The following is a 26584-nucleotide window of genomic DNA, read 5'->3' as shown; positions in this document are numbered from 1 at the left end:
TTCCCCCTTAATCACAATCAATATGATTTATCGCTTGCTTCAGCAGTGAAATGACATGATCGTCATCGCAAGAGTAGTACAACGTATTAGCCTCTCTCCTGTATTTCACAAGCCGCAAATTTCTTAACAAACTGAGCTGATGTGAGACAGCCGACTGGGATAATTCCAGTATTTCCGCGATATGCGACACTGCGCATTCCTCCTCGGACAACAAATAAAGAATGCGAATCCGTGTCGGATCAGCCAACGCTTTAAATGTGGTCGATACATTGTCAATAATGTCAGCTCTCAATTTAGCATGTTGATTTTTATCCATTGAACATCAACCTCCATTGATATATGAACATATACTCATATGTTAATTATAGCTAGTGCATAGGTTTTGTCAACAGATTCCGGTGTCCTCACGCTCTGTAAATTTCCAGCTAATTCTGCTTGAATTTTCATTATTCAAATTATACAATTAGAACGAAGACACTGTTCTTCATAACCTTTTTTACTTCTCTTCTCCAGGTACCTTCAGTATCTGGAGTTTTTTGGCTTTATATTAAGAATTACAGATAGTTGCATAAAAATATCGCTCACCTTCTCCGCATGGCGGAAAAGATGAGCGATTTAGAGTGACAATTGCCTTATGCTTTTTACTTAGAAGGAAGAAGTGAAATAGGAAGATCAAAACGATTAGCGCCAATATTTTATCGGAGCCTCCGAGCAATTTCCGATAAAACATCGGAAAGATTAATCATCTTGATTCCGCTGATCTTCAGGCTTTCAGCTTACCTTGTGCTCAATTCTCAGCTTGTCGGCCACCATGGCAATAAATTCGCTATTCGTTGGCTTTGATTTACTAATATTGATCGTGTAGTGAGCTGGTAAAGCCTTATATATCAAGTGTTTTAAGGTTGTGGTAATATCTTACATACAAGATAAAATTCAAGCATTTATTGGCTTGAGTCAAGCGAATTAGTTGCTTAACTTGATATAGATATTACCACAGGATAATTAAGGTAGCAAGCTATATTTAAATCAAACTCCTCAACCTTATCCTTATCCACCCCTCAACGGACGAATCACTTTGTAAAGTTGCCTTGAGCCATACATATTTATTGATTGCATTATTGTTTTTTACTGTACACTCACTGTCACTTTGTAAAACAATACTCGCAAAAGTTGTGCTGTTAACTTGATCATCGTCATAAAGCCCCCAAGTCACCGCTTCGCCTGTAAGCAAGGTATCACCATCATATGCTTGCGCAATATACATCTTCTGGCGATCTTGAATGATCTCGTCTGGACTGTCATCCGTGCCAGTTATAACTATATGTATTTGCGGTGTAGGCTGCTCTGGCTCCTTTACGCAAGCTAATCCTCCCGCTAAATCATTTGTGAGGTCATCGCTAGAGCTAATTGTATCCTTGGCACAGGACAAAATAAGCTTGCCTGGTTCACTCAGACGGTCAACGCCTGTCACTTTAAACGCCTGCTGATACTTTATGAATCTATCATTAAGCTTAATCTGCCTAGTCTGCTCATTATCTTGCGTATGTACATATATATTACCCTCAGCCATTGTCATTATTCTACCTTCTGCCACACCAAAAGTAGCTGAATCAATGTAGCAAGGCACATCAATATAATTACAATCACGATTTACCTTCAGTACAAATGGCAAATGACGCATGATCCCTTTGTTTTTATTATATCGTTCGCCTGTCTGTTCGCTGACTATCATAAAGTACTTACCATTGTAATAGATGATGTCACCACTTTCTATCGGAGATAATGATGATATTTTCTTATCATTATAACTTTTGGATAAGTTAGTATTGGTAATCAATGCACGTGTAGGTTGCTCGTTGATTAGTATATCTTGCCCCATGGTTGATATTAGATATTGGTAATCGTTTTCTACTGCGTCAAAATTGAATAGATTATACATTATGTTTATCCCTTTCATTTCCCATTGATTTCCCGCCAAAACAGGCGTTTACATAGTGAGCAATAGGAATATACCTGTGAGCCATGTAAACGCCTGTAAGGGGCAAATAGAAAGCCAAATTAAGTGATCAAGAATTAAACAACATAAAGGTGTTGCTATTGCTTGTTGTGTCGTCGCTGGCTTGCATCATACGAAGCTTGCGCTCAAGCATTTTAATTCTACTTTGCAGCGAGTCCGCAAAGTCATATACAGTCATATCATCGTGTTTGTACGACTTAAGCAGTGCTGGCTGATTAGCAAGCGATTCCAACAGGGCTAGTGCCGTGCTATATATTCCTCTCTTATTGGCGTTTGATTTTGGATTATATTCGTCATCTGGATTTAGGTTGTTTTCTTCAAGGTAGATTGAAATTTCGCCGTCTGGGTATCCGACCCCTTTTGTCTCCATTTTGATCCGTTCGATATTTGTCATTTTGTTTGCTCCTTTATATTTTGGAAAGAAAAAACCGCCTTGATTGGCGGTAGTGGCAATTATATTTCATATGACCGTATTAATTTTTGTTCATCTATATTTTCTTTCTCCTTTGGAAACTCTCTTCCCATCACTTCATAAAACTTCTTAACGATCCCATCACAAAATGAGTTCCAATACCTTGTTAAAAACAATGCCTTAACGAACTCACCATGAACATTTTCATATTCTATCTGGATATAATTTTGTTCTATTTTTTCTTCAACTTTCTTATTTCCTACTCCGCTTATTCCTCCTACTATAGCTCCAATTGGCCCAAGTAAAGCCCCTCCCATTACAGCACGTAATATAACTGATTTTTCCTTTTCATCTAATTTAATTTCAGTTTCATGGATATGTTCAACAGATAAAATCCTGCTGTAAGGTATAATTTGGGTATCGTTAATCATTAGTACTTCTTTCTTTAATACGATCTCAGCAACTTCGCCAGGTTCCATATTTGGAACACCAACTACACATGAAGACTCAAATTTAAATAGTACCTGTTGATTCTTGTCCTTATTTGAAAGGTAAAAACCATAAATCATGGCATAAACAATAGGAACAACAATAATTAAAATTAATATCGTCCAGATCATCATAAACCTCCAAAGTCTTTGTACTTTTCTTTTATTCGGATCACCTAAATATTACCATACAAACAAATTTAGGTCTATGTGATTATACAAAAAAATGTAGATAGTGGTCACAGGGAACTATGTATATAGCTTTCCTAGAAAGTTTACTTGCGCCTCGTCAATGATTTTCTCGTATAGAGTAACATGCTCATTTAAATTCTCCAGTATGTTAGTTAATAAGGGAGTTATAGTATCAAAATTATATGTTTCATGGTCATAACTATTGATTATTTCTTCCTTAACCTTCAAAATTTCAGCGTCTAATGTTTTTATTTGTGATTCTAATGAATTGATGTCTTTTGTATGGCCCAGTAGTATTACCTTTCTTTTCTGATAATATGACAAGACACTATAATAATTGTCTGTAATAGCCTTTGTCATATCCCATAGCTTATCATTTAGTCCACTCCATGACTGAACTGTTTCCCCTTCAATAAAGATTAATAAACTAAAATCTTTTTTTAGTGATTTAAATTTCTGAACATTTGTTTTTGAATTAAATAATACCTCAATAAATTCATCACTTGTTTTTAAGTTTAGTTCTCTTTTAAATTTTTCCTCATCATTTTTCAAGTTTGCCTTTCGAACACGTGAGACATTAATAAAATTAATACCAACAGCCAAAACTGAAATAACAATTGCTATTGACGAAGCATCAAAATTCATTGCGTTACTCCCTCTTTTTATTTTTTCGTTCATGTGTAAATCGCATAGCCAAGGGGAAATTTTACCAACTAGGGGTATCGCATTCCTCTCCATCCACTTCGCAATTACCCCAAAATTGATAAATAAATCTTATCACTTTACCCTATTCCGACCTCATTAACCATATCCATCCATATATAGATAAATATATGTCTAAATCGTGCCAATAAACTAGGTATTAGTTGGCTTAGTAGGCCACATTCTTAGTAGTATTGTGGTCTGGACAGTTCTTATTTTCTTATATTGGATTATATGGATAATTAAACTAAAAACAACGAATTCAGATGCTATATGTAGTATGTAAAGTTAAATAAAACACAATATATAGTATCGCATTGTAACAGGTGCGTGAATGTCGTATATTACTTTTCATCCCTAATCACAATATTTACAATAATCTTAATTAAACTACAATACTCATTCCTTCATTTTTGTCTACTCATTCATACTTGCATTACTCCCCTCACTAGCTAATCTTCCCATCTCTGCCGACACATCATTGACGTATGGATTCTTCTCAACTAGTGACTCCTGGCTCATTGCTCCGATCTCATGTAATATCTTCAGATTCTCGACAATCTCCTTGTCATTACTCGGTCTGGCAAAGTGGAAATGATAATCTAGTGTATCGTAATCCTCATCACTAATTGTAATACCTTTTAGCTTTAATAGCTTTCGTATTACATCAAACCGCTTATCCATACCTTCACGCATAAACTTGGCGTTCATTGCACCCTTCATGTCGCTGAGTGCGAAAAGAAGGCGTATAGAGACTTCGCTTAAATTTGATATGTCAGTTTTTGACATACTCACAGCCGGGACGTTGGCTACATCAAGCAATGCGCTGCTCAACGTTTTGTATATACTTTCAAACCCCTTATGATCAAAAGGATTTGATTTAAAGTCAAATGTGCTCCCATATTCAAGTACAATCCCACCAGTCACTAAATCTTTAGGTAGCTCAGCATTTTTTAACTGCTGCCCCGTGACAACTGGAACCCCTGTTAGATAATGATAGTATCCGTCTGCTGTCTTACTAATCAAATCCTCCAGATTATCAAGGATTGGAATCATATCTAACAAGTCGCTTCTGCCTAGATTATCTGTCTCGCTTTGATTGTGATATATAATTGGCAATCCTGATAGATTACTTAATGTACCTTCAAGCTTTAGCTTACCGCCCTCATTAGTCCACTCTTCTACCGTATCAGGCGTATATACTGTATAATGATCAACATAATCTATACAGTAGTGCTCAATCATGGCTATGTATTCGTTTCTGCTATTATATATGGGATAGCAATCAGCTGGATCAAGTAGCTTCGATTTAATATTTTTGTCCTCATCCAAATAAATGCACTCCACCACAAATCCATATTTGACCATCTTATCCAGTATCTCATAATCAACACTATTATATCTTCCACGCTTGTAGACGCTCTGATAAGCTCCTGTGACTGTCTCATTGCCTGTTAATGTTGTAGGATTAGAAAGCAAATATGATACTGTAAAGCTTACCATTGTCTTAGCCAGTTGTAGGACGATTTTCTTGGGATGATATACCTTCCCATTAAATGTATAGGAAGGCTTATTGAGTATCTTATGATGTCCTGATAGATACTCCTTCAAATCAATGATTTGATTTGTCCGCTGCTGATTATATACCTTACTAACCTCTTCGATAAACCAATCCCTAGCACCGTCATGATATTTATGTATATATTGTTGCAATTTTTGCATGTGTATTTAATTCCCCTTTTTGATTAAGCTTGCACATAATACCGATTTGCCTTAAGTCCTACCACAGCCATCATTAGACTAATGACTAGGTCATGATGATGCCCCTCTGTTCTGTTTTTACCCGTGTCGCTATATGTTTGCATCTGTGTCAAAGTATCTTTGCAATTAATATGTATTAATCCAGTTTCAAACGCTTCTTTCGCGTCGGTTGTGGCTTGACTTTTGGTCATTGCCGTTTGTGGGAAACCAAGCTTATAATCGCTGCCACCTTTTGCGTCAAAATGTCGATGACGATATAAATTTAAATATGGATCGTCCGTATCTTTACGCAATCTTTCCAGCAAAGATGTGCCAAATCCGTTGCGCTCAATGACGTAAAAAGCATAATTAAAATACATGCCTAGTTGCCTGACAATATCGCTAAAACGATAAACAGGGATATCATTTCTATTAAGGCTGGCGACTTGTTCGCCTGAATCATCAAAAATTGAAATCGTGCTAAAATCTCCTTGGCCACCCGCAGCAACGTCCACACCTCCATAGTAGCGCTTACCACGCTTGGGAAAATGATATATCTCTAGTCCCCTACCTATGTATTCCATCAAACTATCAGGCAATTCACCTTTAAGCTCATCCCTTGTCAATGGCGGTAGGGTATGATTCATTTGTTCTAATATTTTTGATTGATCAAATACGCTTACGCCAGTCGATATAAATGCTTGGATATCGTACGCCGGATACTCTTGGTAAAATGTGTTTTTATCAGTATCACTCAATTTATATTGTCGCCACATTAACATATTTAAGCTGCATCCTATTTGATGTAATTGTTGCTCCTCTTTGTTCAAATCATCGGCAGACAAACGCTTCCCCTTATTTCTGGCTTTATACCACTTGATTGCCAATTCAATATCATATTTGAATTGCTTCTCGTATGCAGAAGCGAAAAAAGGGAAAAAGAAAGCTTTAAATTTGCTTTTTCCCTTTTTGGCTAATTCGTGAAGTTGCTGTGCATAGTTAAATCCGTTGGCTGTAGTTTCAATTACAATTTTCGCCTTTTCCGTTTTCATGAGCGAAGGCTCAAGACTGGTCAATACACCTTTCAATTCATCATAGAAGGCGGCCTCTGAAAGGAGAACATACATCAATGTCATTCCACGTCCTAATTCATCATTGCTACCAGCTGTAGTCGATACAATTGTTGAGCCATTTTCAAATGTTAGTTCATCCCTATTTTCGCGTTTGACTTTAGGAAATAATGATGGAAAGCTATCTCTAGGTAAATTGCTGTTCATACGCTTAATTTTATTAAATAAGTCCCTTGCACTATCTCCCTTGTAACTGACAATAAGATATTGTGTATTAGGATTGGTTAAAGCCATATATAAACAATAAGCCAAGGAAACTGTAGTAAATCCCAACTGCCTTGGCTTAAGTACAAAATTATATCTATCCCAACTATTTATAAATTCCTTTTGTTGATCATTAAACTTAAAGGGGATCAATTCACCGTGATTATCTACAATTTTTATAAAATTAAGACTAAATAGCTTAAAGTCATTCATGATTTTTTGTATTTTTTTATCTGTTGTCATTGTTTTGCTCGTCAATTTATCCCCCTCCATAAAAAATAGGACTCCTGCAATTAAGGAATCCTATACAATCAAACCATCATCATTATTTTTGTCATTCTCACTTTTTACTGTCATCTGCCTAACTGCTTGCTTACTGTATTCTTTAATTTCTTTGCCCATTTGAAGCAATAAGCGGATACTCTTTTCGTCTCCTGTTTTAGCTTTATTAGATAAGGAGGAATAGATCTCTTCCAAGTCCTGGTCAAATCGAGTATTAAGCAAAATAGCAACAAGACTTCTATACTCTTCTGATTTCTCCCACGCAAGAAATCCATCCAGCGTCTTATTGCCCACAACTTTAAGGAATTCTTCCTCAGATTTACGTTCATTCCCTTGTCTAAAATTGAGATTAAATTTCCAGAGAAAATATTCTTTTCTCTTTGGTGTAATATTTTTTAATGCATTGTAGATATTATTCATTTCTTATCACCCTTTACCTTTAATATTACTCATAGCATTTTCAATTTTACTTATCTCAAATGGCGGAACACGAAGTACACCACAAGCCCTACAGCGCAACAATAATAAGCCTGGGACTCTAATCAATTCGCCTGTAAGTGTCTCATATATATTCGATGTGATATATTCACATTCTTGTTTGTCGCATGCAGTGCAACAGGAATTAATTGCATAATCATATATATTTTCCATTTTAATAGATACTCCTTATAATTTAAGCCGTTCGATTGGAACAATCGAAAAGGCAAAGCTGAACAATGCTTTGCATTGAGAAGCTTATATAGTGGGGGCATTGTGCGCCAAGGCTTACAATGATTGCACCCCCACACCCCCGCTGAGTTAAAAAGATGGTACCTATTGTTTCCCATATATAATACAAATATATAAGGGAATTAATTAGTACCATCTTTTATTAATTTATCATTGTTTGTAAAACTGCTTTTCTGATATTTGGTGCATCTTTTTTCATTACTGCGTCAATGATGGTATGTTGTTCATAGACATATTTTTTATCTGCTCTTCGCGCTTGAACTTCTGGCTTCATCGGTTTTGAGTGCTTCGGCTTTATGTACTTCCCTCCAAATGTAGTTCTAAGCTTTTTTTGTTGCTCTTGTCGCTTTCTTTGTCTGTCAGGTTCTTTTAATGCATTATTGTGTCGATTTACTGCATTTTTTCTTGCTTGATTTATTACACTTTTATTTAACATCTCTTCCAGCATTGCTTGATCCTCTAGGCTCAATTTATTTTCTGGGTTTAATCTATTCCATCGTTCAATGATGGCTAATTCATTTGTGTAAACATCAAATACTTTATACGAATATCTAATATTAGCTCTATTAAATAAAGTGTCCCCTAATCGCTTGTCGAAATCCTTTTTTTTGCCTTTAATCCTAATCTCAGATTTATTTTTACATTTGTACTCTTCCAGCAGCTTCATTTCGGTGTCGGTAATAAGTTTGATTTCTTCGGACGTTGCTTGTCTATGGGTTTCACTCCCTTTCCTTTTTATACTATGCTTGTAGTGTTCTTCACCGTATTCATCTACAATGATTTCCGGCTTATCATATTTTATTTTGCCTAATTCGTTTATTTCTACAAATGGCTGCTCAACGACACAAACATAAAATAATTCTTGTTTTTTAATTAGCTCTTCCTTCTCCATTTGATTTAGTACATTTGATACATTATTTTCAATCATATCATCAACCGAATTAAAAACCTCATTGGCATTCATCATATCAACGCCAAGATAGGTTGAAAACTTTTCATGTCTTTTTTTGCAGAATCCATAGTTTTTGTTGATCAAGCTTAGTTCCTCTGATAATTCACTTTTACGTTTAATAAGCCTACCATTATTTTTAACTAGCAAGACGATCAGTAATTGCTTGATAAATACTAAATATTCGGCTTTTTTCCTGCCTATGGGTTTGCCATTATACTTTTCGGGTTTAGAATATTTTTTAATAATTCTAATTTTATTGCCGCCCCCTTCAACCTTCTCCCAGTCAATAAATCTTCTCAATTCATCTTGCTGTAATCTAGTGTTTTTTCCACCTTCAGCAGGAAAAATATGCATTGTTCTACATAGCTCTTTATAGTTTTTAAATATTTGTTCCTCTCCTATATTATTATCTATTAGGTCTTGTATTTCTTTATCATTTAAATTAAAAATATTATTCAAACTTTTATCTCCCCAGTCCCTTTCTATTGATCTTAAGCAAAATCGTACCCATTGGTCGCATCCAATGTAATCTTATTAGTCGCCGTTACCTTTATATTCTGTCCCTCTATCGTTACTGTGCCATCGTTATTAGCTCTAATCGTAATTCCCATGTCATCCAGCGTAACCTCTCGCACAGTGCCTGTATTACTCTTGTGATAGCTAATATTAAGCTTCCCTGTAGGCTTCTCGATGATTGCTTTGCCTGATAGCTCAGTAACGCCATCGCCTACACCTAGTATCATACGTGGATAGGATGTATCCCCTGCACCTTCAAGGTATAGTTTGAACTTATCAATCGGATTGTAAGTTAAATCATAAAATGGATAAGGTGTTGGGCTAGTTGTTAAATTTGTCTTGTTGGCATCTGTCCAGTACAATAATTCTCCATTACTATTTTGTGCATGAATACGATTTGTAATTGTACCTGTGACCAACTTCAAGAAATTATCCTTGGCTTGCACATAGTCAATCTTAGAGCCTACTGTATCCGTCTTATCAAGCGTCTTAAGCGCGTTCACGGTGAGATCGTTGATAAATCCATCCTCTGCCGTTAGAGCGCTTGCTTGGATGAATTGAGCATCTAAGGAACCTACACCTTCGATATCCCAATTATTCAAATGGAATTTTCTCGTCTCACTGTTGAGTAATGCAGTGTTATTACCATCGGTGAGAATTAACTTCTTGAACTTTGCTGTCCCGTCCATGGCTGCCATTTCGCTAAATTTACGGAGTGGGTTCTCGTCAAATATCTCGTACGTTTTATATCTATTGATTATCAAAGTAAACTCTTTCGTGTTGTCAAGTTGATGTAATATACAATCCCCGCCAACCTTTTCGTCTGCTACATGTTGATAAGCGCTTTTAATTGCTTCATGTCTTGGGATTCCAGCCTTAAGTTGCTCGCTGATATGCTGTAAAGCTTTATCGCTGTTGGCTCCCGCTGCACCTATTACGTTGTTTGTAATTACTTCAGTTTCAATTGCAAAATCGTTTAAGTTACTAATTGTATGTATGACGTATTTATCATTATCATCTAAGGCAAGGACATATACCCCAATCTCACCTTGATTATGTTCTTTATATACTTTACTCGTGATAGACACTATTGTATCTAGTTGGTAATCACTAAAATCAATATCGTAAAATATTTGTTCTGCCATTGGCAAGCTACCCATGACCATTACCACTTTATCACCATATGCTCTAGCCTTATCAAATCCATCACGAATGTAATAGTCAACGCCTTCCAACTTTGCTGATACTCTAGTATCGCTGTATACCCAAGCTTTATCCTCGTAGCCCATATAAACAATCATGCTCACAGTATCACCTTGATATATTTAATTTGTTGCGGCGTGGATATGTGTGGGCTTAGCGTGTCATGATTAAGGTTGAGTTCATATCCTTGTTCCAGCGCATCTATGAATTGTTTCACTTGTTCAACCGTATATTCTTCGCGGCTTTTGGCTTCAGTTCCATCCTTGAATTTAATATGTAGTTTCATTTTGTTTTACCTCCTAAAAATCGATAATCCTATCCCATTTCTTACTCTTGTATCCTGTAAATCTTTCTTTTTGTGGATCGTGCACGTGTAACTCTTTAATTTTATAGTCCTCAATTTGGATGATGCCGAAAATCTTACCCAATGCAATAGGATCACTAGTAATAAATTCTTTGTTTATTGTGACTTCGCCATCGTAGTGTGCGAGATTGAACTCTGGTATTGTCATGTCTACGGTTTGATATGAAACTTTATCCATATCAAAAAATAAAATTGATAAATCTGCTATCCCCTGTTGAAACATTTGGAAAGCAAAATAAATAGGAAAATCACTAAAATAAACTCCATTTTTTGAAGCAATCTCCATGTCCTTAATGATGCTTGGGAGATTATTGTTAGATGTGGCGTGATACCCAATCCTTACATTGGGGAAGAAAGAACTTACCGCATCTTTGATTTTATGGTGCAACGGCATTGATACAAAGTCAGCTATATCGTTATGATATTGTCGCACTGCTTGATTCGTCATGTATATGGGAAAGCTATATTTTATACGTCCTGCCGTTTCCAGCCCAAAATGAACTAATAATTCTTCATAATTCAATTTTTGTAGTCCTCTATGTATCGCTTGTATTTACGCACTTTGTCGGGCAGTATCCTGTTAGACCCGTTCTCGTATTGCGAGATCAGGCTCACACTACACCCGATATATTCAGCAATTTCCCGCAGCGTAATTTTTTTACGTCGCCGCACAGCTGTATATGACTCTCTTTCGTTGATTTTGTGCAACCTGTAACCTCCTTAGGATTAAAGTATTTAAATAGTAATGTATAATAAATCGCAGGGGAGGGATTCCCCTGCATTGTTATGTTTATGTATTAAGAAATATCCAACTGTGCAAGCTTTTTGCCGCTTGCTACATATAGTGTAGCCTCTGCAACTACAAAGCCCTCTGTAGCGTCACCTTGCTTTCCAAGCGGCTGGAATTGCGGTTGACGCAGGAATTCAATTTTTAAGTCGTTAGGGTCAAAGATTGTCATCTTATTGGCATCCGCAAATGGCGACAACAACACGTCAATTGTTCCGTATGAGGTCTGGATACGATTCACCGTCAAACCGAAAGAATTTGTTTGAGCTACATAGTGGTAGGCATCTTTATATAGCTTATCTAATTGATTTTTGATTGGTGCATTAACCAAAGCATAATAAGCACCCGATCCGCTATTACCCCAAAGCTTTTGCAACGTAGCAATAATATCATCCTCAGATACAGTTGCTGGTGTTGCCGCCGTGGTGATATTTGCACTATCTACCCAGTTCTCAACACCTTGCAGCCTACGGATATAAGGAGAAGCTGAACCGTCATCTTTTGCGCCTGACACCAGCTTGCGCTCTAGGTTAATCTTTAATTCGAGAAGGCGGTTATCTGTCTCCTGTGCGAATTGATTACCAATACCATTGCCTGACATGGCTTCTGCTGTGCCGCTGATCGAAACTCCTTTTTGGAAGATCTCCGCTACATTGTTGAGTTGAGCACGCTGAGATTGATAAAATTGGATATCCTTGTTACCTTCAATCGCTCCGATATCATCAGTATTATCAAGGGTAACCTCTCGCCATGTATGCACTGGTGCATTGATTTTACCCGTCTTACCAAGACTCATTAACAGTGATGTAAGAGGAGCTTGTTTCACTCCTAATTTCGTGATTTCTTCGCTCAGGGAGATGGATTCATCTCGCATAAAATTGCTTGATTTAAACATTAAATATCATCCTTTTTTATTATTGTTGATTGAATAATTTTTGGAACTTGGCTTGTATCATACCTACTGTGTCCCCTTTGGACTGTGCATTACTATAAGCACCCGTCTGTCTATGCTCACTCGGGATGTATCTATTATTGAGCTTGCGATCATTGATAACTTTTGAAAGTTTATCAATCTTAACTTGCAACTCTTCCTCATTTTCTACATTCAAAAAATCAACAAAATCGTCCAAATCAGCATCCCGAAGAGCAGCAACGGCTTTCGCCTGCATTAGATCAGCTTTCAATTGCTTGATTTGTTTTTGCTCCTCGGATAGCTCTACAGGTTTATACTGCATCAAATTATCCCTTTCCGTGATTACAGGATTTAAAATATCTTTTTCCCAAGCCTGTTTAGCTTCAGTAATCGCCTGATTAACTTGCTCTTGTACTTGCTCTTGTGTGTAAGTAGTAACTGACACATTAATCTTCCTTTCATTTAATAATTTAAATAGAATTGTAAAAAGTAGCGTCCCCATCAAGGCTGACAGGGACAAGTAAGAAGGTAATTATAAATGAGTAAAATTATACACCTACAAACTATATACTTGCATCTGTCCCGTTTATATGTTATATTTATTATTTATGTATTTTCTCAATGAAATTAGCACGCATTTAGCTATCTTTTGCTTATCCTCCATGCTGAGCCAATCGGTATTGTTGTACTTAAGGCAACGCCATAGTGTAATAAACATGTCTCTATCATCCATACAATCCTCTAATAGATTGATCATAGTATATCTATAATCAGGCTTGTTGAGCGTTAGCCTCTCCCACAACGCTTCCTGGTCGTCAACCTCTTCGTACTCTTCTTTTTTTAGTGTGTAATTACTGGATATAAACTCAAATATGCTATCAAACTCATATTTACCTGAAGAAAGAAAATCCTCAATTATATATGTAAGATTACTACTTACTAAGTGCTTACCTCGGCGATCGTGCCAGTTATCAAACTCATGTCGTAATGTCGTTTCTAGCTTCTGTTTTCGCCTGTGTACGCTTGATTTGCCTATGTCTAGTACATTGGCTATGTCCCTCATAGACGCGCTATCGGGCAATACAGACGCATCATTAGCTAGGATATTGTATAGTTGTAAATTGATTGGGATCGCTATGTAACTTAGTTTGGATGTCCACGTCATCTATAAACAATCGTATAGGAGTGTCATTATCAATAGCGTTATGTTCTTCGTAGGATTTATCCTGCTCAGACTCTAACCCTTCCATTTGGTAATGTAGGTCCCATGTCCTCGTTAGATCGATAAATTTGTTATTTATGTAGCGCTTAAAGTACTCTATAATTTGACCATTCGTGTATTGTGTATCAGTCTTATGATTATGTAGTTTAATTGCATCCAACGCTTCAAGCACAACTAAAATGAACTCGCTATTTAGGTCTTCACCCAGCAACCAAAAGAACCTGCGGGACACATCAAGGTATATTGATAATAACTGACCATCTTTAAAGGTTATCTCCCCAGTCTTTTGGTTTACCTCCAATAGTTGACTGATTACCTGCTGTCTGCCTTCATCGTTCGCATCCTTGAAGGCAGATACCCACTCTTTTAATAATTTTTTTACTTGCAATATATCTCTCCTCATAATATTCAAAAAAACTTGACACCTAAATAAACATGACTTATACTACTTCATAGTGATTAGTCCCTATATACGTTATATAGGCAGTAATAATATAGGCAACACCTCCAAAAAAGAGCATAAAAAACTATCGGAGTAACTACCTAATATAAATTAGGTGAATGCACTCCTATTTTTAATTTTACATATGGACAAGTTGTGAAGTCAACATAATAGTTAAAGCAGGGGTATTATCGCCCCTGCTTTTTTCGTCTAAACTTTTAGCAGGCATCTGCTGGATTCAGATATTCAAAGAACTCAAATAACTCATAGTCTAGCAGATCAAAATCACCGCTAAATACCTGCCCGAACTGCTTCGTTATCTCATCCGTATAGCACTCATCGACAAACTGATAAGTGTCAAAGCTATTAATCCCATCTAAGCGGATAAGTTCCAATAACCCCTGTTTGGATTCAAACGCTAACGAGAAAATAATATCCAATTGGTTAGTCGTTAGAGTATCTAATACTTTATCTTCGATATAATATAATATCGCCGACATAAGCGGTTGCCGATCCGCGCTAGTAATTCGATTCGCAATTTTGCAAAAGCGGCTCACATCTTCCGGCGTTTTGGCATATTGCTTGAGTAAAGTATACTCGAGTGAATCTGTTCCGACTTCTTCCATTTGGCTCTCGAAAAATTTTTTCATTTTTCAATCTCTCCTTTTGATTGATTTAAATATTTGATAAATAATTGATCTCGTGCATCCCTTAATAATTCTATTTCTCGGATGATTTCCCTTTTTCTCTCTGGTGTTGTATTTGAATTAATATGTTCGCTCACAAGTGATATATGCAGTTTGGATATTACGATCATCTTATCAAAATCTTCGTTGGACATAACCCACATTAAGCGATTGAGTGACAAAGCATTATCGTATAGTTCAACTACCATTTTTTCCAGCCTCCCTTGCTAATGATTCCCGCTGCATCCTCAGACGCTCCCATTCGTACATTAGAGCCTTCTTGCGGCTTGGGGATGTATTATTACTCTGGTGCTCCTTTATCAGCTCTGATTGCTTCCTAGCGATTGCCCTGAGGGCTTGCAGAGTGTCCATAATTGCCACCACCTATATGTCCATCGTGGACAGTGGACTGTGCTGCTGATACTTCTTCCCGACTTCTAAATCGCTAAAATCCGCGTAAGATTTTTGCGTGACTTCCACGCTTGAATGCCCTAAAATCCTGCAAAGGCTAAACCAATCGCCACCATTCAAAATGTAATATTTGGCAAAGTTGTTACGAAGCTGGTGAGGATGTATTTGAACGCCTACATTAGCCCCAGCTTGCTTTAGCGCCCTTTCGTATCCTCTGATATCTAATTGCGTTCCTCTTATCGTTGGAAATAGATACAGACTATTAGAGTAACGATCATGATATTTTAGCCAACTCTTTAGTTCTCCGCTTAATTTAAATGAAAAATACACATATCGCTCTTGCTTATTTTTTGGATTGACGATCAAAATACTTTTATGATTAAAGTCAATATGCTCTGGCTGAATTGATAAACATTCACTTATCCTGCAACCTGTATCAAGCAGTAAGCGGGTTATCATCCAATTGCGATATCCTGTAAACGTAGTTGTTTCAAACTGAGCAAGCACCTTTTTTAATTGCTCCGGTGTAAGTAGCGTCTTCATTTTGCGTTCAATTTTTGGGATTGCAACTTTGGCTACTGGGTTATTGGTAATACCCCGCTCGTCATGCAGCCAATTGAAAAAGACCTTTATATTACGGACATAATTAGCAATCGTAATCATGCTTACCTGTTTCCCGTGATCTGTTCGATTATTCGGAAAGTTACTCTGCTTAGATTGCTCCCTGCTAACAACCGTATACTTACCCCTATCCTGCAAATACTTGATGTACTGCCTAATATGTCCTGACTGCACATTATTAGCATCCACAATATTAAAATGTTCCTGCAAATAATTACAAAATAATTTTAATGCTTGCTCATAACTTGCTAATGTTTTTTTGGACAAGTTCCTTGAAGTGCAGTACAGCATAAAATTATCCAGTTCAAATTCAAGTCCAGTCACAAAAAAAATCACTCCTTTATCAGCTTTTTTATCAGCCAATAAAGCAGTGATTTTATCGTTATGATGTATAGATATTAGTCGCCTTTTCATCGTCAATTCCATTCCCAGATGTGATAATTGGTTGGCTTATACAAACCCGAAAACCCTTGATACTATTGCTTTCAGCTTACCTTGTGCTCAATTCTCAGCTTGTCGGCCACCATGGCAATAAATTCGCTATTCGTTGGCTTTGATTTACTAATATTGATCGTGTAACCAAACAAATGACTTATGCTGTCGATATTGCCGCGTGTCCAAGCTACCTCAATGGCATGGCGAATCGCCCGTTCAACGCGGGATGGAGTCGTCTTAAATTTTTCAGCGATCGCAGGATACAATGTTTTGGTGATCGCTCCTAAAATTTCAATATTGTTGTATACCATCGTGATAGCTTCCCGCAAGTACTGGTATCCCTTGATATGGGCAGGAACACCGATTTCATGGATGATGGAAGTAATGTTTGCATCCAGATTCTTGCCTTTGCCAAGCGGTACTACATTCGACCTCGTAAAGGATGAGGATGGTGAACTGCTGGAGGAAAGGCTCTGGACTCCCACCAGCTGACGAATTCGATTAGCGAGCACTTCCATATCGAAAGGCTTCAGAATATAATACGATGCCCCAAGCTGAACCGCACGCTGCGTAATATTCTCTTGTCCGAAAGCAGTCAGCATTATGATCTTTGGCTGCGGAGATACATTTATATCGCGTAAACGTTCCAGCACACCCAATCCATCCAAGTGCGGCATAATGATATCCAGGATTAGAACATCCGGAACTTTAGAAGCATGTTCAATCATCTCCAAAACTTCCTCGCCGTTATAGGCAATACCTGAAACAACCATATCATCCTGCTCAGAAATGTACTCTGCAAGCAAATTCGTGAATTCCCGATTATCATCCGCCAACAACACTTCAATTTTTTGCACCGACGACTTCCTCCTTATGTTATGAGTTTCCTTAATCATTCTTCCAGAATAAGGATTCGACACTCAAAAGTAAATTCCTAGGATTCGACACTCAAAAGTAAATTCCTTCTGTCGAAAATTATTTTTATTTATTTTTTTTATAATTTGATATATAATTGATTGTTACTTACAAATAGTGATGTAATTCGTTTCTATTCGACAAGCATTGACGTACCATGTCGTAATCGAGTGCCTGATACTCCACAGTACATACATTCTGTTAATTTTCCTTCGCCAATAATCCTCCATTCCTCAACAAGCATATAGTCAAAACCCTGATGAAGCAAGTATCCAGAAAAAAAACAATTAATTCAATCACATCCCCATTATTAAAAAATTTCATAAATCTAATAATACAGTACTTCAACTAAGCAAACCACAAAATAAAAAACCAATCTTAAGGCGCTAGCTCGCCTTAAGATTGGTTGATGCGTTGTCCCTCTTCAAGATGCCTGCATCCTGCAGCATCCATTCAATAAAGCAGCCATAGCCTGATCTCGGGTCATTAACAAATACATGGGTCACGGCTCCGATCAATTTACCGTTTTGAATGATGGGACTGCCGCTCATCCCTTGTACGATCCCGCCTGTTTTCTCCACCAGCCTTGGATCGGTAATGCGGATGACTAGGCCTTTAGTCTGTGGTGCGCTTTGCTTGGACACATGCGCGATTTCCACTTTGAATCGTTCCACTTGCTGGCCCTCAACAACGGTTAAGATTTCTGCGGGGCCCTCTTTAACCTCTTCGGAAAAAGCAACAGGAATCGGTGTCTTATATACGCTATGGTCTGGATTTTCCGTCATCTTGCCAAAAATGCCGAAATGCGTATTGCGCTCAATCGTGCCAAGCGTTTTGCCTTCTTTGACAAAATGGGCCCGTTTCTCTCCAGGTTCTCCGCTCTCACTTTTGGAAATGGACGTTACACTGGACTGCAGTATCTGTCCGCTGCCGACAGCAATCGGCGTCTGTGTATTCATATCCGTAATGACATGCCCAAGTGCTCCATATACTCCTTGATTAGGTGCATAGAAAGTTAAAGTACCGACTCCAGCCGCCGAATCGCGAATGTATAACCCGAGTCTCCAAGCCTTGTCCTGCCTGTCAAAGGCCGGGGTTAGGGTTGTGGAAAACCTTTGATTATTTCGTTTGTAAATGACATTGAGCGGTTGGTTATTCTTGCCTGCCCGCTCAACCAAAGATGCCACCTCATGAACATCCTTGAGATGAGAACCGTTCAAATGAGTAATTAAATCACCTGGTTGAATTCCGGCCGCCTCACCCGGCGACATTTTGGCCTTCTCCGTATTAACAAGATGATGCCCCACAACAAGAATGCCATCGGATTTCACTTTTACGCCGATCGTTTGTCCCCCAGGTATAACCTTTAAATCGGGTATTACATTTACTTTAACTGTCTTCAGAGGAATTTGTCCAAAAAGCTTCATGCGGAGCTTGGCCTCACCGCTGCTAAGCGAGGACAGCTTAAGCGGAGAGCCGAGGGATACCTTCATTGAGGGGTTAGGTTGATTGTTCAGCATCACGACATCCGGTCGATCAACACTAACCTCTGCCTGTACCGGTATGGCCAAATCGATTTGTGCACCCTGGCCTTGAAACATGCGCAGTTCATCCGGCAGCATCGGCGAATGACCTTCAACGGCAGACGTGCCAAGAAAACAAAAGAAGAAGGCTAGTAAAAGACCGAGAAATCTACTCCTGAGGTTGGGGTTCAATGGCTGTCACGCTCCCTTAGCTTCTTTCGCTTGACGAAAAGGTGGTCGCCAATTGCGTACCTATAAGATACCCCGGGTGTGGTCTTTTATTACTGTCAATCATTGTTCCGCTCGTTAAATCGCACCCTTTTGCGCCTCGGCCAATTTAAGCATTTCCTGAGCATGATGTCGAGTACGGTCGGTAATTTCCACGCCCCCAAGCATACGTGCGAGCTCATTAATTCGCCCGTCCTCCTCCAAATGCTCTACTCTCGTCATCGTGCGGCCTTCTGCCACGATTTTCTCAATCAAGTATTGCTGATCCGCCATGCAAGCGACCTGGGGCAGGTGGGTAATGGAGAACACTTGGCACATACCGGACAAACGATACAGCTTCTCTGCAATGGATTGGGCCGCTCGACCGCTAACTCCCGTATCGACCTCATCAAAAATTAACACAGGAACCTCGTCATGACGGGCAAATATGCTCTTTAATGCGAGCATGATCCGGGATAATTCCCCGCCAGAGGCAATTTTGCTCAAAGAACGAAGCGGCTCCCCTGGATTTGGTGATATTAGAAATTCGGCGCTGTCCATCCCCTGTTTGCTAAGCCGTACCAAGCTGCCTTCCCATGCAACACCTTGCGGATCGATGGTTACTTCCAGCTTGACTTCAATCTTTGTCCTGCCCATTTGCAAATCCTTAAGCTCCCCTTCGATTTGCTGCGCAAGCTCGGCAGCCTTCTGCCTACGTACAGCACTAAGCACAGCCGCATCCTTAAGCGCAATCTGGAGCAACTCTTCCCGCTGCACAGTCAGCTTCTCCAATCGTTCGTCCTTATTCTCTAGAATGTCCGTATCGCGGGAAATCTGCTCATAATATTGAAGAATACCTTTGACATCGTCTCCGTATTTACGCCGCAGCGAAGAGATTAGGTCTAAGCGGTTCTCAACCTCCTCTAGGCGAGACGGATTAAACTCAATGTTGTCACGGTAATCCCGCAGTCCAAACGAAACATCCTCAAGCAGGTAATAAGCTGATTGCAGCTGCTCTAACAACGGCGCAATTCCCTTCGTGTCATAGCTCGTAACGTCCTCTAACCGGGATACCGCCTTGGCAATGGCTTCCAGCCCTTGGGGGCCATAGAGTAGATCATAAGCCCCGGACACCGAATCCATCATTTTCTCGCTATAGGATAGCTTGACCTTTTCTTCGGAAAGTAATTCATCCTCGCCGGGTCTCAGCCCAGCGGCCGCGATTTCCTCCAGCTGAAAACGATATAAATCTAGCATTTGCAGTGCCTGCTGACTCGTACTTTGCAGTTCTCTCCATTCTCTATCAACTCGCTGAAATGCAGAATAAGCCTCCTGGTACTTAGCCTTTGCATCCGCGATGTCGTCAGAACCAAAGGCATCAAGCAGTTTTAAATGCCGCTCTGGGTGCAAAAGGGTCTGATGTTCATGCTGACCGTGTAAATTAATCAAGCTCTCCCCCACCTCGCGAAGCATGGACAAGTTGACCAAATGACCGTTAATTCGAGCCGAGCTCTTGCCTTGAGCGCTAATCTCGCGACGGATAATCAACGCTTCTCCAGAATCTGCGCTTATGCCAAGCTTGGCCAAAATAGCCCAAACCGGATGGTGTTCCTTCAAATCAAATGCGGCTTCCATCTCTGCCTTGTCGCAGCCATAACGGATCAAATCGGACGAGCCTCTGCCTCCGGATAAGAGCCCTAGTGCATCAATAATAATCGATTTACCTGCCCCAGTCTCACCGGTTAGCACGTGAAAGCCCCGGTCAAACGTGACATCAACCGCTTCAACAACGGCCAAGTTCCGAATGGATAAATGAACCAGCAAGTTAACGGCACTCCCTTCGCCAATGGTTGCAAATACAACTAAAACAAATGATAAATAAGCATATTACGAAATAAAAGCCATAATTTGATCGATAACGTAATGGCTGTACTGTTCATTTCGGCAAATCAGCAAAATCGTGTCATCTCCGCAAATCGTACCGAGCAAATCAGGCCATTCCATATTATCAAGTAGAACCGCTACCGAATTCGCTGTCCCCGGCAAGCATTTCATGACAACCAAATTGCCGGTATGGTCGATATGTACAAAGCTGTCTACAAGCGCCCGCTGCAGCTTCTGCACCGGATTGTAGCGCTGTGCCGTTGGCATCGAATATTTATATTTCCCATCATCGGTAGGCACCTTTATGAGCATAAGCTCCTTGATATCGCGAGATACCGTGGCCTGCGTCACCTGAAATCCCGCCTGCCGTAGCGCTTCGACGAGCTCATCCTGTGTTTCAATTTCATGACCGGAAATAATTTCCCTAATTTTAATATGCCGTTGACCCTTCATCTTGTCCTCCATATATCTGTAATATGTGACGCCTGCTCGGCATCATCCAAATCCGTACTTAAGGTGATTTCTTTGATTTGTCCCAGCTCAGCATCGATGTAGAGCACCCCAGCACAATCAGGATATAGAAGCAGGTAGGGCAGAATATCCCTCCGGAGTCCAGCGCCCGTCCACTCCACAGGCTGACGCTCCCTGGTTCTCCTCACTATATAGTATTCACCGTGCTTCTTCACAACATAATCGATATATAGCCGGCTGTGCAGTATTTGAGCTTCCACCCGAAATGCCAGAGGAACTTTCAGCTTGTCGCTTACAATCTCATAGCCCGCCGACTCCAGCAAATCAACGGCTGGATGCTCCTGGATGTTCTCGTTAAACTCAAAGCCAATCCCTGAGCCCAGCGTGAATGGTTTGCGCAGCCACATCCTAAATCCGCGATACAGCAGAAGCAGCGCAATTCCCGTAATGACCACCATGAGAAGACCATCGGTATATTCACTCATCGAAATCACCTCAGATGATTTATTCGACGTTTTGCGAACAACCTCCTGTCCCAAAGTGGATATTGTTAAGTATTGCTTCATATTTATTCGTATAAAACCATTATAAACGAACAGATGTTCTGTATGCAACATCCTAATGAATAAATGTATATATTAAAAAGAAACAGAAAAACCCATCAATAGGATGGGCTTTTCGTCGTAAATGTATCCTTCGCTTCCTGCACGACTCGCAACGAGGTTTCGCGGATATGCTGTAATACTTCTGTGTCTGCGGGCTGTTCCATTCCTCCAGGTAGCAGAAGTCTTAAATGGGCCAAAAATTCGATATTGCCTTCACCGCCTGTAATCGGAGAGAAGGTTAATCCTTGCAAAGTGTACCCTAATTCTGTCGCGAAACCAAGCACGGTCTCCAGCACCTCTTGATGTACCTTTGCCTCGCGTACTACGCCAGATTTCCCGACTTTCTCACGTCCTGCTTCAAATTGCGGTTTGATCAAAGCAACGATATCCGCTGGCTTATTCAGCAGGCTAAGGAGCGGCGGTAAAATAATTCGCAGTGAGATGAATGAAACGTCGATGCTGGCAAAGTTAGGAGGCGGCCCATCCAAGTCTTCCGGGGTCATGTACCTGAAATTGGTTCTCTCCTTGACATTGACGCGTTCATCGTTTCGCAGCGACCAATCCAGCTGGTTATATCCAACATCGATCGCATATACGTAGCTGGCGCCATGCTGTAGAGCGCAATCCGTAAAACCGCCGGTTGACGAGCCGATATCAAGCATAACTCTTTCCTTCATGTCGATCTGGAAATGCTCCAAGGCTTTTTCCAGCTTCAATCCGCCACGGCTTACATAAGGATGAACAGCCCCCTTGACCGTCAGCTTCGTGTCTCTCGGTATTTTAGTTCCAGCCTTCTCGATCCGCTCCTGATTTCCGAATACGAGTCCAGCCATAATTGCGGTCTTGGCCTTTTCTCTACTATCAAAATAACCTTGCTCGACCAACAAGACATCGATGCGTTCTTTGGAAACAGCCATAACATTCTCCTGACTTTGTCTTGTTATGATGGTTTAACTTTTTTGCCAAAAGTAAATTGATGTTCTGCACGGTACTGATGGATTTGCTTCACAACAGCTTCGGCCGTCAATCCAACCTCTTCAAGCTGCTCTTTAATGCTGCCATGCTCGATGAAGCGATCGGGAATACCCATTAGGGTTACATCTACGCCGGTTAGTCCCTGCTCAGCATAGAATTCCAGCACTGCGCTGCCCAAGCTGCCGGCCTGACATGCCTCTTCAAGCACGATCAGCTTCGTTCCGGACGCCGCCAGGCTCATTAACATATTATTATCCAACGGCTTAAGAAAGCGCGCGTTCACCACAGCTACATTGGCGCCTTCCCTCTTCAAAGCCTCGGCTGCTTCTTCCGCAACCTGCACCATCGGACCCGCGGCGATTATCGCCACTTGCTCCCCTTCTCGAACCTTCTCCCACGTTCCAATCGGGATCGAGACAAGCTCTTCATCGAGTGGAACTCCAGGAACATTGACTCTCGGGTAACGATATGCGATCGGCCCATCATTGTATTCTAGCGCCGTTTTCATCATATGGCGCAGTTCATTCTCATCCTTCGGCATCATCAGCACGATGTTCGGAATGTGGCGCATAAACGCGATGTCATATACCCCTTGATGCGTCTCTCCGTCGGCACCGACAAAGCCTGCCCGGTCGATGGCGAACATAACGTTGGCGTTATGGCGGCAAATATCATGCACGATTTGATCGTATGCCCGCTGCATAAACGTGGAATACACCGCAAAAACCGGCTTCATCCCCTCCATCGCCAGCGCGGCGCACATCGTGGCCGCATGCTGCTCGGCAATACCTACGTCGATCATCCGATCCGGAAATCGTTCCGCAAACTTGACCAGCCCGGAGCCTCCCGGCATCGCTGGCGTAACCGCTACGATTCGCTGATCCTTCTCCGCTAGTTCAATTAAAGTCTTGCCGAACACTTCCGTGTACATCGGATTGCCCACTGCCTTAAGCACCTGTCCCGATTCGATCTTATACGGCGTAATCCCATGCCATTTGTGGGAATCCTCTTCCGCAGGCGTATAGCCTTTCCCCTTCGTCGTCAACACATGAACCAGCACCGGGCCGCTCACATTATTGGCTTGGGTAAAGGCTTCGATTAGTCCCGCCAGGTCATGACCGTCAACAGGGCCAAGATACGTAAAGCCGAGTTCTTCAAAAAGAACACCGGATACCATCATATATTTCAAGCTATCCTTCAGCCGCTCCGCCGTTTTGGCGAGCTTGCCGCCGATCGCTGGAATTTTCTTGAGCAATTGCTCTACTTCATCTTTGGCGCGCAAATAATTTTTATCCGATCTGATCTTCGTCAAGTAATTGTGCATCGCCCCAACATTAGGCGCAATCGACATTTCATTGTCATTCAGAATAACCATTAAGTCCTTCTGTTCATGACCGATGTGATTCAACGCTTCAAAGGCCATGCCGCCTGTCAGAGCGCCATCGCCAATAATGGCAACGACTTTGTTGTCTTCGCCTTTCAGATCCCTAGCTAGCGCCATACCCATAGCTGCCGAAAGAGACGTGCTGCTGTGCCCGGCTTCCCATACGTCGTGCTCGCTTTCACAGCGTTTAACAAATCCGCACAAGCCGTTATGCTTACGCAATGTATCAAAGCGATCCCTGCGTCCGGTTAGGATTTTATGGACATATGCCTGATGACCCACATCGAATATAAACTTGTCCTTGGGACTGTTATAGCAGTAATGCAGCGCGATTGTAAGCTCCACAACACCCAAATTGGACGCAAGATGTCCTCCCGTCACAGACAGCTTCTCTATTAGAAACTGGCGAATCTCGGCAGCTAGTGGCGTCAATAGTTCGATTGAATACTGTTTCAGATCGTTGGGTTCATGAATTTGAGAGAGCAGCAAAGCGAATTCCCCGCTTCCTTCATTGGATTTCTCATGTTGCTAATATAATGACACTAATTATAACATATGAATAACTTTTGTCGAAGTTATCCAGGTTTCTTTAGCTCTACAGATCGATGTCTAACGATCTCGGTTCATTAAATAATCGGCGATGCCAATCAGACGTTCAGGATGAGGAATAACTCCATTTGAAACCGCTTCCCGAGCGAGCGTGGTCAAACGGTCTACTTCAGCACGCGATGCCTCCAAACCGATAAAATAAGGATAAGTGACCTTCTGCTGCTTGACATCGCTTTGCGTTTTTTTACCTAATTTGCTCTCGTCGCCAACGAGGTCAAGAATGTCATCCTGGATTTGAAAAGCAAGTCCAATCGATCTGCCAAAGGTCTCCAAAGCTTGAAGCTGCTCTGCAGTAGCGGCAGCGATCCGTCCCCCAGCCATAAGGCAGAATACGATCAAATCCCCCGTTTTATGCTCGTGGATGTAACGAAGCTCGTCAATGTCGGTCAGCCCCTGCTCCCCTTCCATATCGGCAACCTGTCCGCCAACCATGCCGGAAGGCCCGGCAAAGCGCGCCAAATCCTCTACAATGGCCAAAGAGGCTTCAGCGGGAACCCCATGATGTTTACTGGCCTGAACGACACTGTAAAAAGCATGGGTCAACAGCGCGTCACCCGCCAATATGGCCATGGCCTCCCCAAACACCTTATGATTCGTCGGCTTGCCGCGACGAAAATCATCATCATCCATGGCCGGAAGGTCATCATGAATCAGGGAATACGTATGTACCATCTCAACGGCGCAGGCGACGGGCAGCGCCGCCTCGCGGCTGCCCTGAAGCGCCTCTGCGGCAGCAATAACTAGCAGTGGACGAAGGCGTTTGCCGCCCGCCATTAGAGAGTAGCTCATCGCTTCTTTTAGATGAGCAGGCACATCCCAGGCTGCCGGAACGGCCTGCTTTAAAGAAGATGTTACTAGAGCTGATATTTCATCAATATATGGGGTGATAACAAACTTATCCAACTGAATCACCGCTCTCTTCGATCAGTGGATCAAAGGGCTTCTTCACGATTTCCCCGTCGGCCTCCATGATCATTTCAATTTTTCGTTCGACCTGCGATAATTTATGGCCGCATAATTGCGATAATTGCATTCCTTTTTGAAAAAGATCGATTGCCTTCTCCAGCGGAACGTCTCCATGCTCCAATTGGGATACGATATCCTCCAGCTCATTCATTGCTTGCTCGAAGCTGTAATCCTGCTCTGGCTGCCCCTGTAATTCCTTTTGAGTTTGCTTCTCAGTCTCCATGATCGTCACCTTCCCCCCTCATGCCCCATACTTGGCAATCCAGCTCACCATCGGTCAGCTTGACCCTAACCAAATCTCCAGGCTCTACATCATTCAGCGACTTCACCAAGCGCTGTCCTTTCTCGTCATACACAAGACTATATCCTCTAGCCATTACCTTCAATGGGCTAAGTGCATCCAACTGCCTGATGCTATAAGCCAGCTTTTGGCTTTTTTCCTTCAATATGCTGTTCATCGCGGTGCGCAGCAGTCGCTCCGCATCTACATGGCGCCGCTTGGTCTGCGCCAGCGTATCCTGCGGGTGATACCGCAGCAGCCGCTGGTGCAGGCGGGCATGCGCCGCGCCCGTCAGCTCGGCCTGCGCCCGCATGCGG

At 41.1% G+C, this 26584-nt stretch carries 29 protein-coding genes and 1 pseudogene; all 30 read right to left on the bottom strand.

Annotation, left to right across the window (positions count from 1 at the left end; all coding sequences use genetic code 11):
* Positions 1 to 7: 7 nt before the first annotated feature.
* Complete coding sequence (locus CZ379_RS15200) at positions 8 to 316, bottom strand: ArsR/SmtB family transcription factor (protein ID WP_110932386.1); 309 nt, start codon at positions 314 to 316, stop codon at positions 8 to 10.
* Positions 317 to 771: 455 nt separating this feature from the next.
* Positions 772 to 864 (bottom strand): annotated as a pseudogene (locus tag CZ379_RS15195) (sporulation transcription factor Spo0A); the annotation flags it as partial.
* A 157-nt stretch (positions 865 to 1021) separates the two neighbouring features.
* On the bottom strand, positions 1022 to 1957 hold the full coding sequence (locus CZ379_RS15190; RefSeq protein ID WP_110932385.1) for a hypothetical protein: 936 nt from the start codon (positions 1955 to 1957) through the stop codon (positions 1022 to 1024).
* Positions 1958 to 2066: 109 nt separating this feature from the next.
* Positions 2067 to 2411 (bottom strand): hypothetical protein, encoded by a 345-nt coding sequence (locus CZ379_RS15185; RefSeq protein ID WP_110932384.1) that lies wholly within the window; start codon positions 2409 to 2411, stop codon positions 2067 to 2069.
* 59 nt (positions 2412 to 2470) lie between these two features.
* Positions 2471 to 3049, bottom strand: a complete 579-nt coding sequence (locus CZ379_RS15180) for a hypothetical protein (protein WP_110932383.1) — start codon at positions 3047 to 3049, stop codon at positions 2471 to 2473.
* 117 nt (positions 3050 to 3166) lie between these two features.
* Positions 3167 to 3847, bottom strand: a complete 681-nt coding sequence (locus tag CZ379_RS15175; protein WP_199925625.1) for a hypothetical protein — start codon at positions 3845 to 3847, stop codon at positions 3167 to 3169.
* A gap of 381 nt (positions 3848 to 4228) precedes the next feature.
* Positions 4229 to 5533 (bottom strand): phage portal protein, encoded by a 1305-nt coding sequence (locus tag CZ379_RS15170; protein WP_110932381.1) that lies wholly within the window; start codon positions 5531 to 5533, stop codon positions 4229 to 4231.
* Positions 5534 to 5556: 23 nt separating this feature from the next.
* Complete coding sequence (locus tag CZ379_RS15165; protein ID WP_199925624.1) at positions 5557 to 7143, bottom strand: terminase large subunit domain-containing protein; 1587 nt, start codon at positions 7141 to 7143, stop codon at positions 5557 to 5559.
* Between the two features lie 45 nt (positions 7144 to 7188).
* Positions 7189 to 7587 carry a hypothetical protein gene (locus tag CZ379_RS15160; RefSeq protein ID WP_110932379.1) on the bottom strand — a complete coding sequence of 133 codons (399 nt, stop codon included), beginning with the start codon at positions 7585 to 7587 and terminating at the stop codon, positions 7189 to 7191.
* 451 nt (positions 7588 to 8038) lie between these two features.
* Positions 8039 to 9307: a hypothetical protein gene (locus tag CZ379_RS15155; protein WP_110932378.1), complete on the bottom strand. Its 1269-nt coding sequence runs from the start codon at positions 9305 to 9307 to the stop codon at positions 8039 to 8041.
* A gap of 32 nt (positions 9308 to 9339) precedes the next feature.
* On the bottom strand, positions 9340 to 10665 hold the full coding sequence (locus CZ379_RS15150) for a hypothetical protein (protein ID WP_110932377.1): 1326 nt from the start codon (positions 10663 to 10665) through the stop codon (positions 9340 to 9342).
* Positions 10666 to 10667: 2 nt separating this feature from the next.
* Positions 10668 to 10853: a hypothetical protein gene (locus tag CZ379_RS15145; RefSeq protein ID WP_110932376.1), complete on the bottom strand. Its 186-nt coding sequence runs from the start codon at positions 10851 to 10853 to the stop codon at positions 10668 to 10670.
* 13 nt (positions 10854 to 10866) lie between these two features.
* Entirely contained in the window at positions 10867 to 11454 is a 588-nt protein-coding gene (locus tag CZ379_RS15140; protein ID WP_110932375.1) for a hypothetical protein, read from the bottom strand.
* A complete protein-coding gene (locus CZ379_RS15135) occupies positions 11451 to 11639 on the bottom strand; it encodes a helix-turn-helix domain-containing protein (RefSeq protein WP_234404918.1) in 189 nt (62 codons plus the stop codon). Before CZ379_RS15135 ends, CZ379_RS15140 begins: the two co-directional genes overlap by 4 nt.
* A gap of 89 nt (positions 11640 to 11728) precedes the next feature.
* Complete coding sequence (locus tag CZ379_RS15130) at positions 11729 to 12613, bottom strand: SU10 major capsid protein (protein ID WP_110932374.1); 885 nt, start codon at positions 12611 to 12613, stop codon at positions 11729 to 11731.
* A gap of 19 nt (positions 12614 to 12632) precedes the next feature.
* On the bottom strand, positions 12633 to 13076 hold the full coding sequence (locus CZ379_RS15125) for a hypothetical protein (protein ID WP_110932373.1): 444 nt from the start codon (positions 13074 to 13076) through the stop codon (positions 12633 to 12635).
* Between the two features lie 649 nt (positions 13077 to 13725).
* The gene (locus CZ379_RS15115; RefSeq protein WP_110932371.1) at positions 13726 to 14241 is read right to left on the bottom strand and encodes a hypothetical protein; all 516 of its coding nucleotides are present in this window, start codon (positions 14239 to 14241) and stop codon (positions 13726 to 13728) included.
* A 272-nt stretch (positions 14242 to 14513) separates the two neighbouring features.
* On the bottom strand, positions 14514 to 14945 hold the full coding sequence (locus CZ379_RS15110) for a hypothetical protein (protein WP_110932370.1): 432 nt from the start codon (positions 14943 to 14945) through the stop codon (positions 14514 to 14516).
* Positions 14942 to 15190 (bottom strand): hypothetical protein, encoded by a 249-nt coding sequence (locus CZ379_RS15105; RefSeq protein WP_110932369.1) that lies wholly within the window; start codon positions 15188 to 15190, stop codon positions 14942 to 14944. Before CZ379_RS15105 ends, CZ379_RS15110 begins: the two co-directional genes overlap by 4 nt.
* 175 nt (positions 15191 to 15365) lie before the next feature.
* Positions 15366 to 16337: a tyrosine-type recombinase/integrase gene (locus tag CZ379_RS15100; protein WP_407668703.1), complete on the bottom strand. Its 972-nt coding sequence runs from the start codon at positions 16335 to 16337 to the stop codon at positions 15366 to 15368.
* 161 nt (positions 16338 to 16498) lie between these two features.
* Positions 16499 to 17305: a sporulation transcription factor Spo0A gene (gene spo0A, locus CZ379_RS15095; RefSeq protein WP_110932367.1), complete on the bottom strand. Its 807-nt coding sequence runs from the start codon at positions 17303 to 17305 to the stop codon at positions 16499 to 16501.
* A 444-nt stretch (positions 17306 to 17749) separates the two neighbouring features.
* On the bottom strand, positions 17750 to 19078 hold the full coding sequence (gene spoIVB, locus CZ379_RS15090; RefSeq protein ID WP_110932366.1) for a SpoIVB peptidase: 1329 nt from the start codon (positions 19076 to 19078) through the stop codon (positions 17750 to 17752).
* Between the two features lie 114 nt (positions 19079 to 19192).
* Positions 19193 to 20917: a DNA repair protein RecN gene (recN, locus tag CZ379_RS15085; RefSeq protein ID WP_110932365.1), complete on the bottom strand. Its 1725-nt coding sequence runs from the start codon at positions 20915 to 20917 to the stop codon at positions 19193 to 19195.
* A gap of 63 nt (positions 20918 to 20980) precedes the next feature.
* Positions 20981 to 21430 (bottom strand): transcriptional regulator AhrC/ArgR, encoded by a 450-nt coding sequence (gene ahrC, locus CZ379_RS15080; RefSeq protein ID WP_110932364.1) that lies wholly within the window; start codon positions 21428 to 21430, stop codon positions 20981 to 20983.
* Positions 21427 to 21933: a hypothetical protein gene (locus tag CZ379_RS15075; protein WP_110934400.1), complete on the bottom strand. Its 507-nt coding sequence runs from the start codon at positions 21931 to 21933 to the stop codon at positions 21427 to 21429. The genes ahrC and CZ379_RS15075 overlap by 4 nt, the downstream gene beginning before the upstream one ends.
* A 176-nt stretch (positions 21934 to 22109) precedes the next feature.
* On the bottom strand, positions 22110 to 22970 hold the full coding sequence (locus tag CZ379_RS15070) for a TlyA family RNA methyltransferase (protein WP_110932363.1): 861 nt from the start codon (positions 22968 to 22970) through the stop codon (positions 22110 to 22112).
* 23 nt (positions 22971 to 22993) lie between these two features.
* Positions 22994 to 24901, bottom strand: coding sequence for a 1-deoxy-D-xylulose-5-phosphate synthase (gene dxs, locus CZ379_RS15065; RefSeq protein ID WP_110932362.1), 1908 nt, complete (start codon positions 24899 to 24901; stop codon positions 22994 to 22996).
* Positions 24902 to 25021: 120 nt separating this feature from the next.
* Entirely contained in the window at positions 25022 to 25924 is a 903-nt protein-coding gene (locus CZ379_RS15060) for a polyprenyl synthetase family protein (RefSeq protein ID WP_234404917.1), read from the bottom strand.
* Positions 25917 to 26210, bottom strand: a complete 294-nt coding sequence (xseB, locus tag CZ379_RS15055; RefSeq protein ID WP_110932361.1) for an exodeoxyribonuclease VII small subunit — start codon at positions 26208 to 26210, stop codon at positions 25917 to 25919. The genes CZ379_RS15060 and xseB overlap by 8 nt, the downstream gene beginning before the upstream one ends.
* Positions 26200 to 26584: exodeoxyribonuclease VII large subunit (locus tag CZ379_RS26685; RefSeq protein ID WP_324616446.1), on the bottom strand; the 385-nt coding region annotated here is incomplete at its 5' end. The genes xseB and CZ379_RS26685, both read right to left, overlap by 11 nt.

Source organism: Paenibacillus bouchesdurhonensis (assembly GCF_900155685.1).
Taxonomy (GTDB): Bacteria; Bacillota; Bacilli; order Paenibacillales; family Paenibacillaceae; genus Fontibacillus; species Fontibacillus bouchesdurhonensis.
The sequence above is the reverse complement of the archived record's forward strand: the minus strand, read 5'-3'. Positions and strand labels throughout refer to the sequence as shown.

Coding starts and splice junctions, on each gene's coding strand:
- CZ379_RS15190 (WP_110932385.1), bottom strand. CDS start 1,957: ATGAAAGGGATAAACATAATGTATAATCTATTCAATTTTGACGCAGTA.
- CZ379_RS15110 (WP_110932370.1), bottom strand. CDS start 14,945: ATGAAAAAATTTTTCGAGAGCCAAATGGAAGAAGTCGGAACAGATTCA.
- CZ379_RS15180 (WP_110932383.1), bottom strand. CDS start 3,049: ATGATCTGGACGATATTAATTTTAATTATTGTTGTTCCTATTGTTTAT.
- CZ379_RS15130 (WP_110932374.1), bottom strand. CDS start 12,613: ATGTTTAAATCAAGCAATTTTATGCGAGATGAATCCATCTCCCTGAGC.
- CZ379_RS15145 (WP_110932376.1), bottom strand. CDS start 10,853: ATGAAACTACATATTAAATTCAAGGATGGAACTGAAGCCAAAAGCCGC.
- CZ379_RS15105 (WP_110932369.1), bottom strand. CDS start 15,190: ATGGTAGTTGAACTATACGATAATGCTTTGTCACTCAATCGCTTAATG.
- xseB (WP_110932361.1), bottom strand. CDS start 26,210: ATGGAGACTGAGAAGCAAACTCAAAAGGAATTACAGGGGCAGCCAGAG.
- CZ379_RS15185 (WP_110932384.1), bottom strand. CDS start 2,411: ATGACAAATATCGAACGGATCAAAATGGAGACAAAAGGGGTCGGATAC.
- CZ379_RS15070 (WP_110932363.1), bottom strand. CDS start 22,970: ATGGCTGTTTCCAAAGAACGCATCGATGTCTTGTTGGTCGAGCAAGGT.
- CZ379_RS15150 (WP_110932377.1), bottom strand. CDS start 10,665: ATGATTGTTTATATGGGCTACGAGGATAAAGCTTGGGTATACAGCGAT.
- CZ379_RS15160 (WP_110932379.1), bottom strand. CDS start 7,587: ATGAATAATATCTACAATGCATTAAAAAATATTACACCAAAGAGAAAA.
- ahrC (WP_110932364.1), bottom strand. CDS start 21,430: ATGAAGGGTCAACGGCATATTAAAATTAGGGAAATTATTTCCGGTCAT.
- CZ379_RS15170 (WP_110932381.1), bottom strand. CDS start 5,533: ATGCAAAAATTGCAACAATATATACATAAATATCATGACGGTGCTAGG.
- CZ379_RS15075 (WP_110934400.1), bottom strand. CDS start 21,933: ATGAGTGAATATACCGATGGTCTTCTCATGGTGGTCATTACGGGAATT.
- CZ379_RS15175 (WP_199925625.1), bottom strand. CDS start 3,847: ATGGAGAGGAATGCGATACCCCTAGTTGGTAAAATTTCCCCTTGGCTA.
- CZ379_RS15200 (WP_110932386.1), bottom strand. CDS start 316: ATGGATAAAAATCAACATGCTAAATTGAGAGCTGACATTATTGACAAT.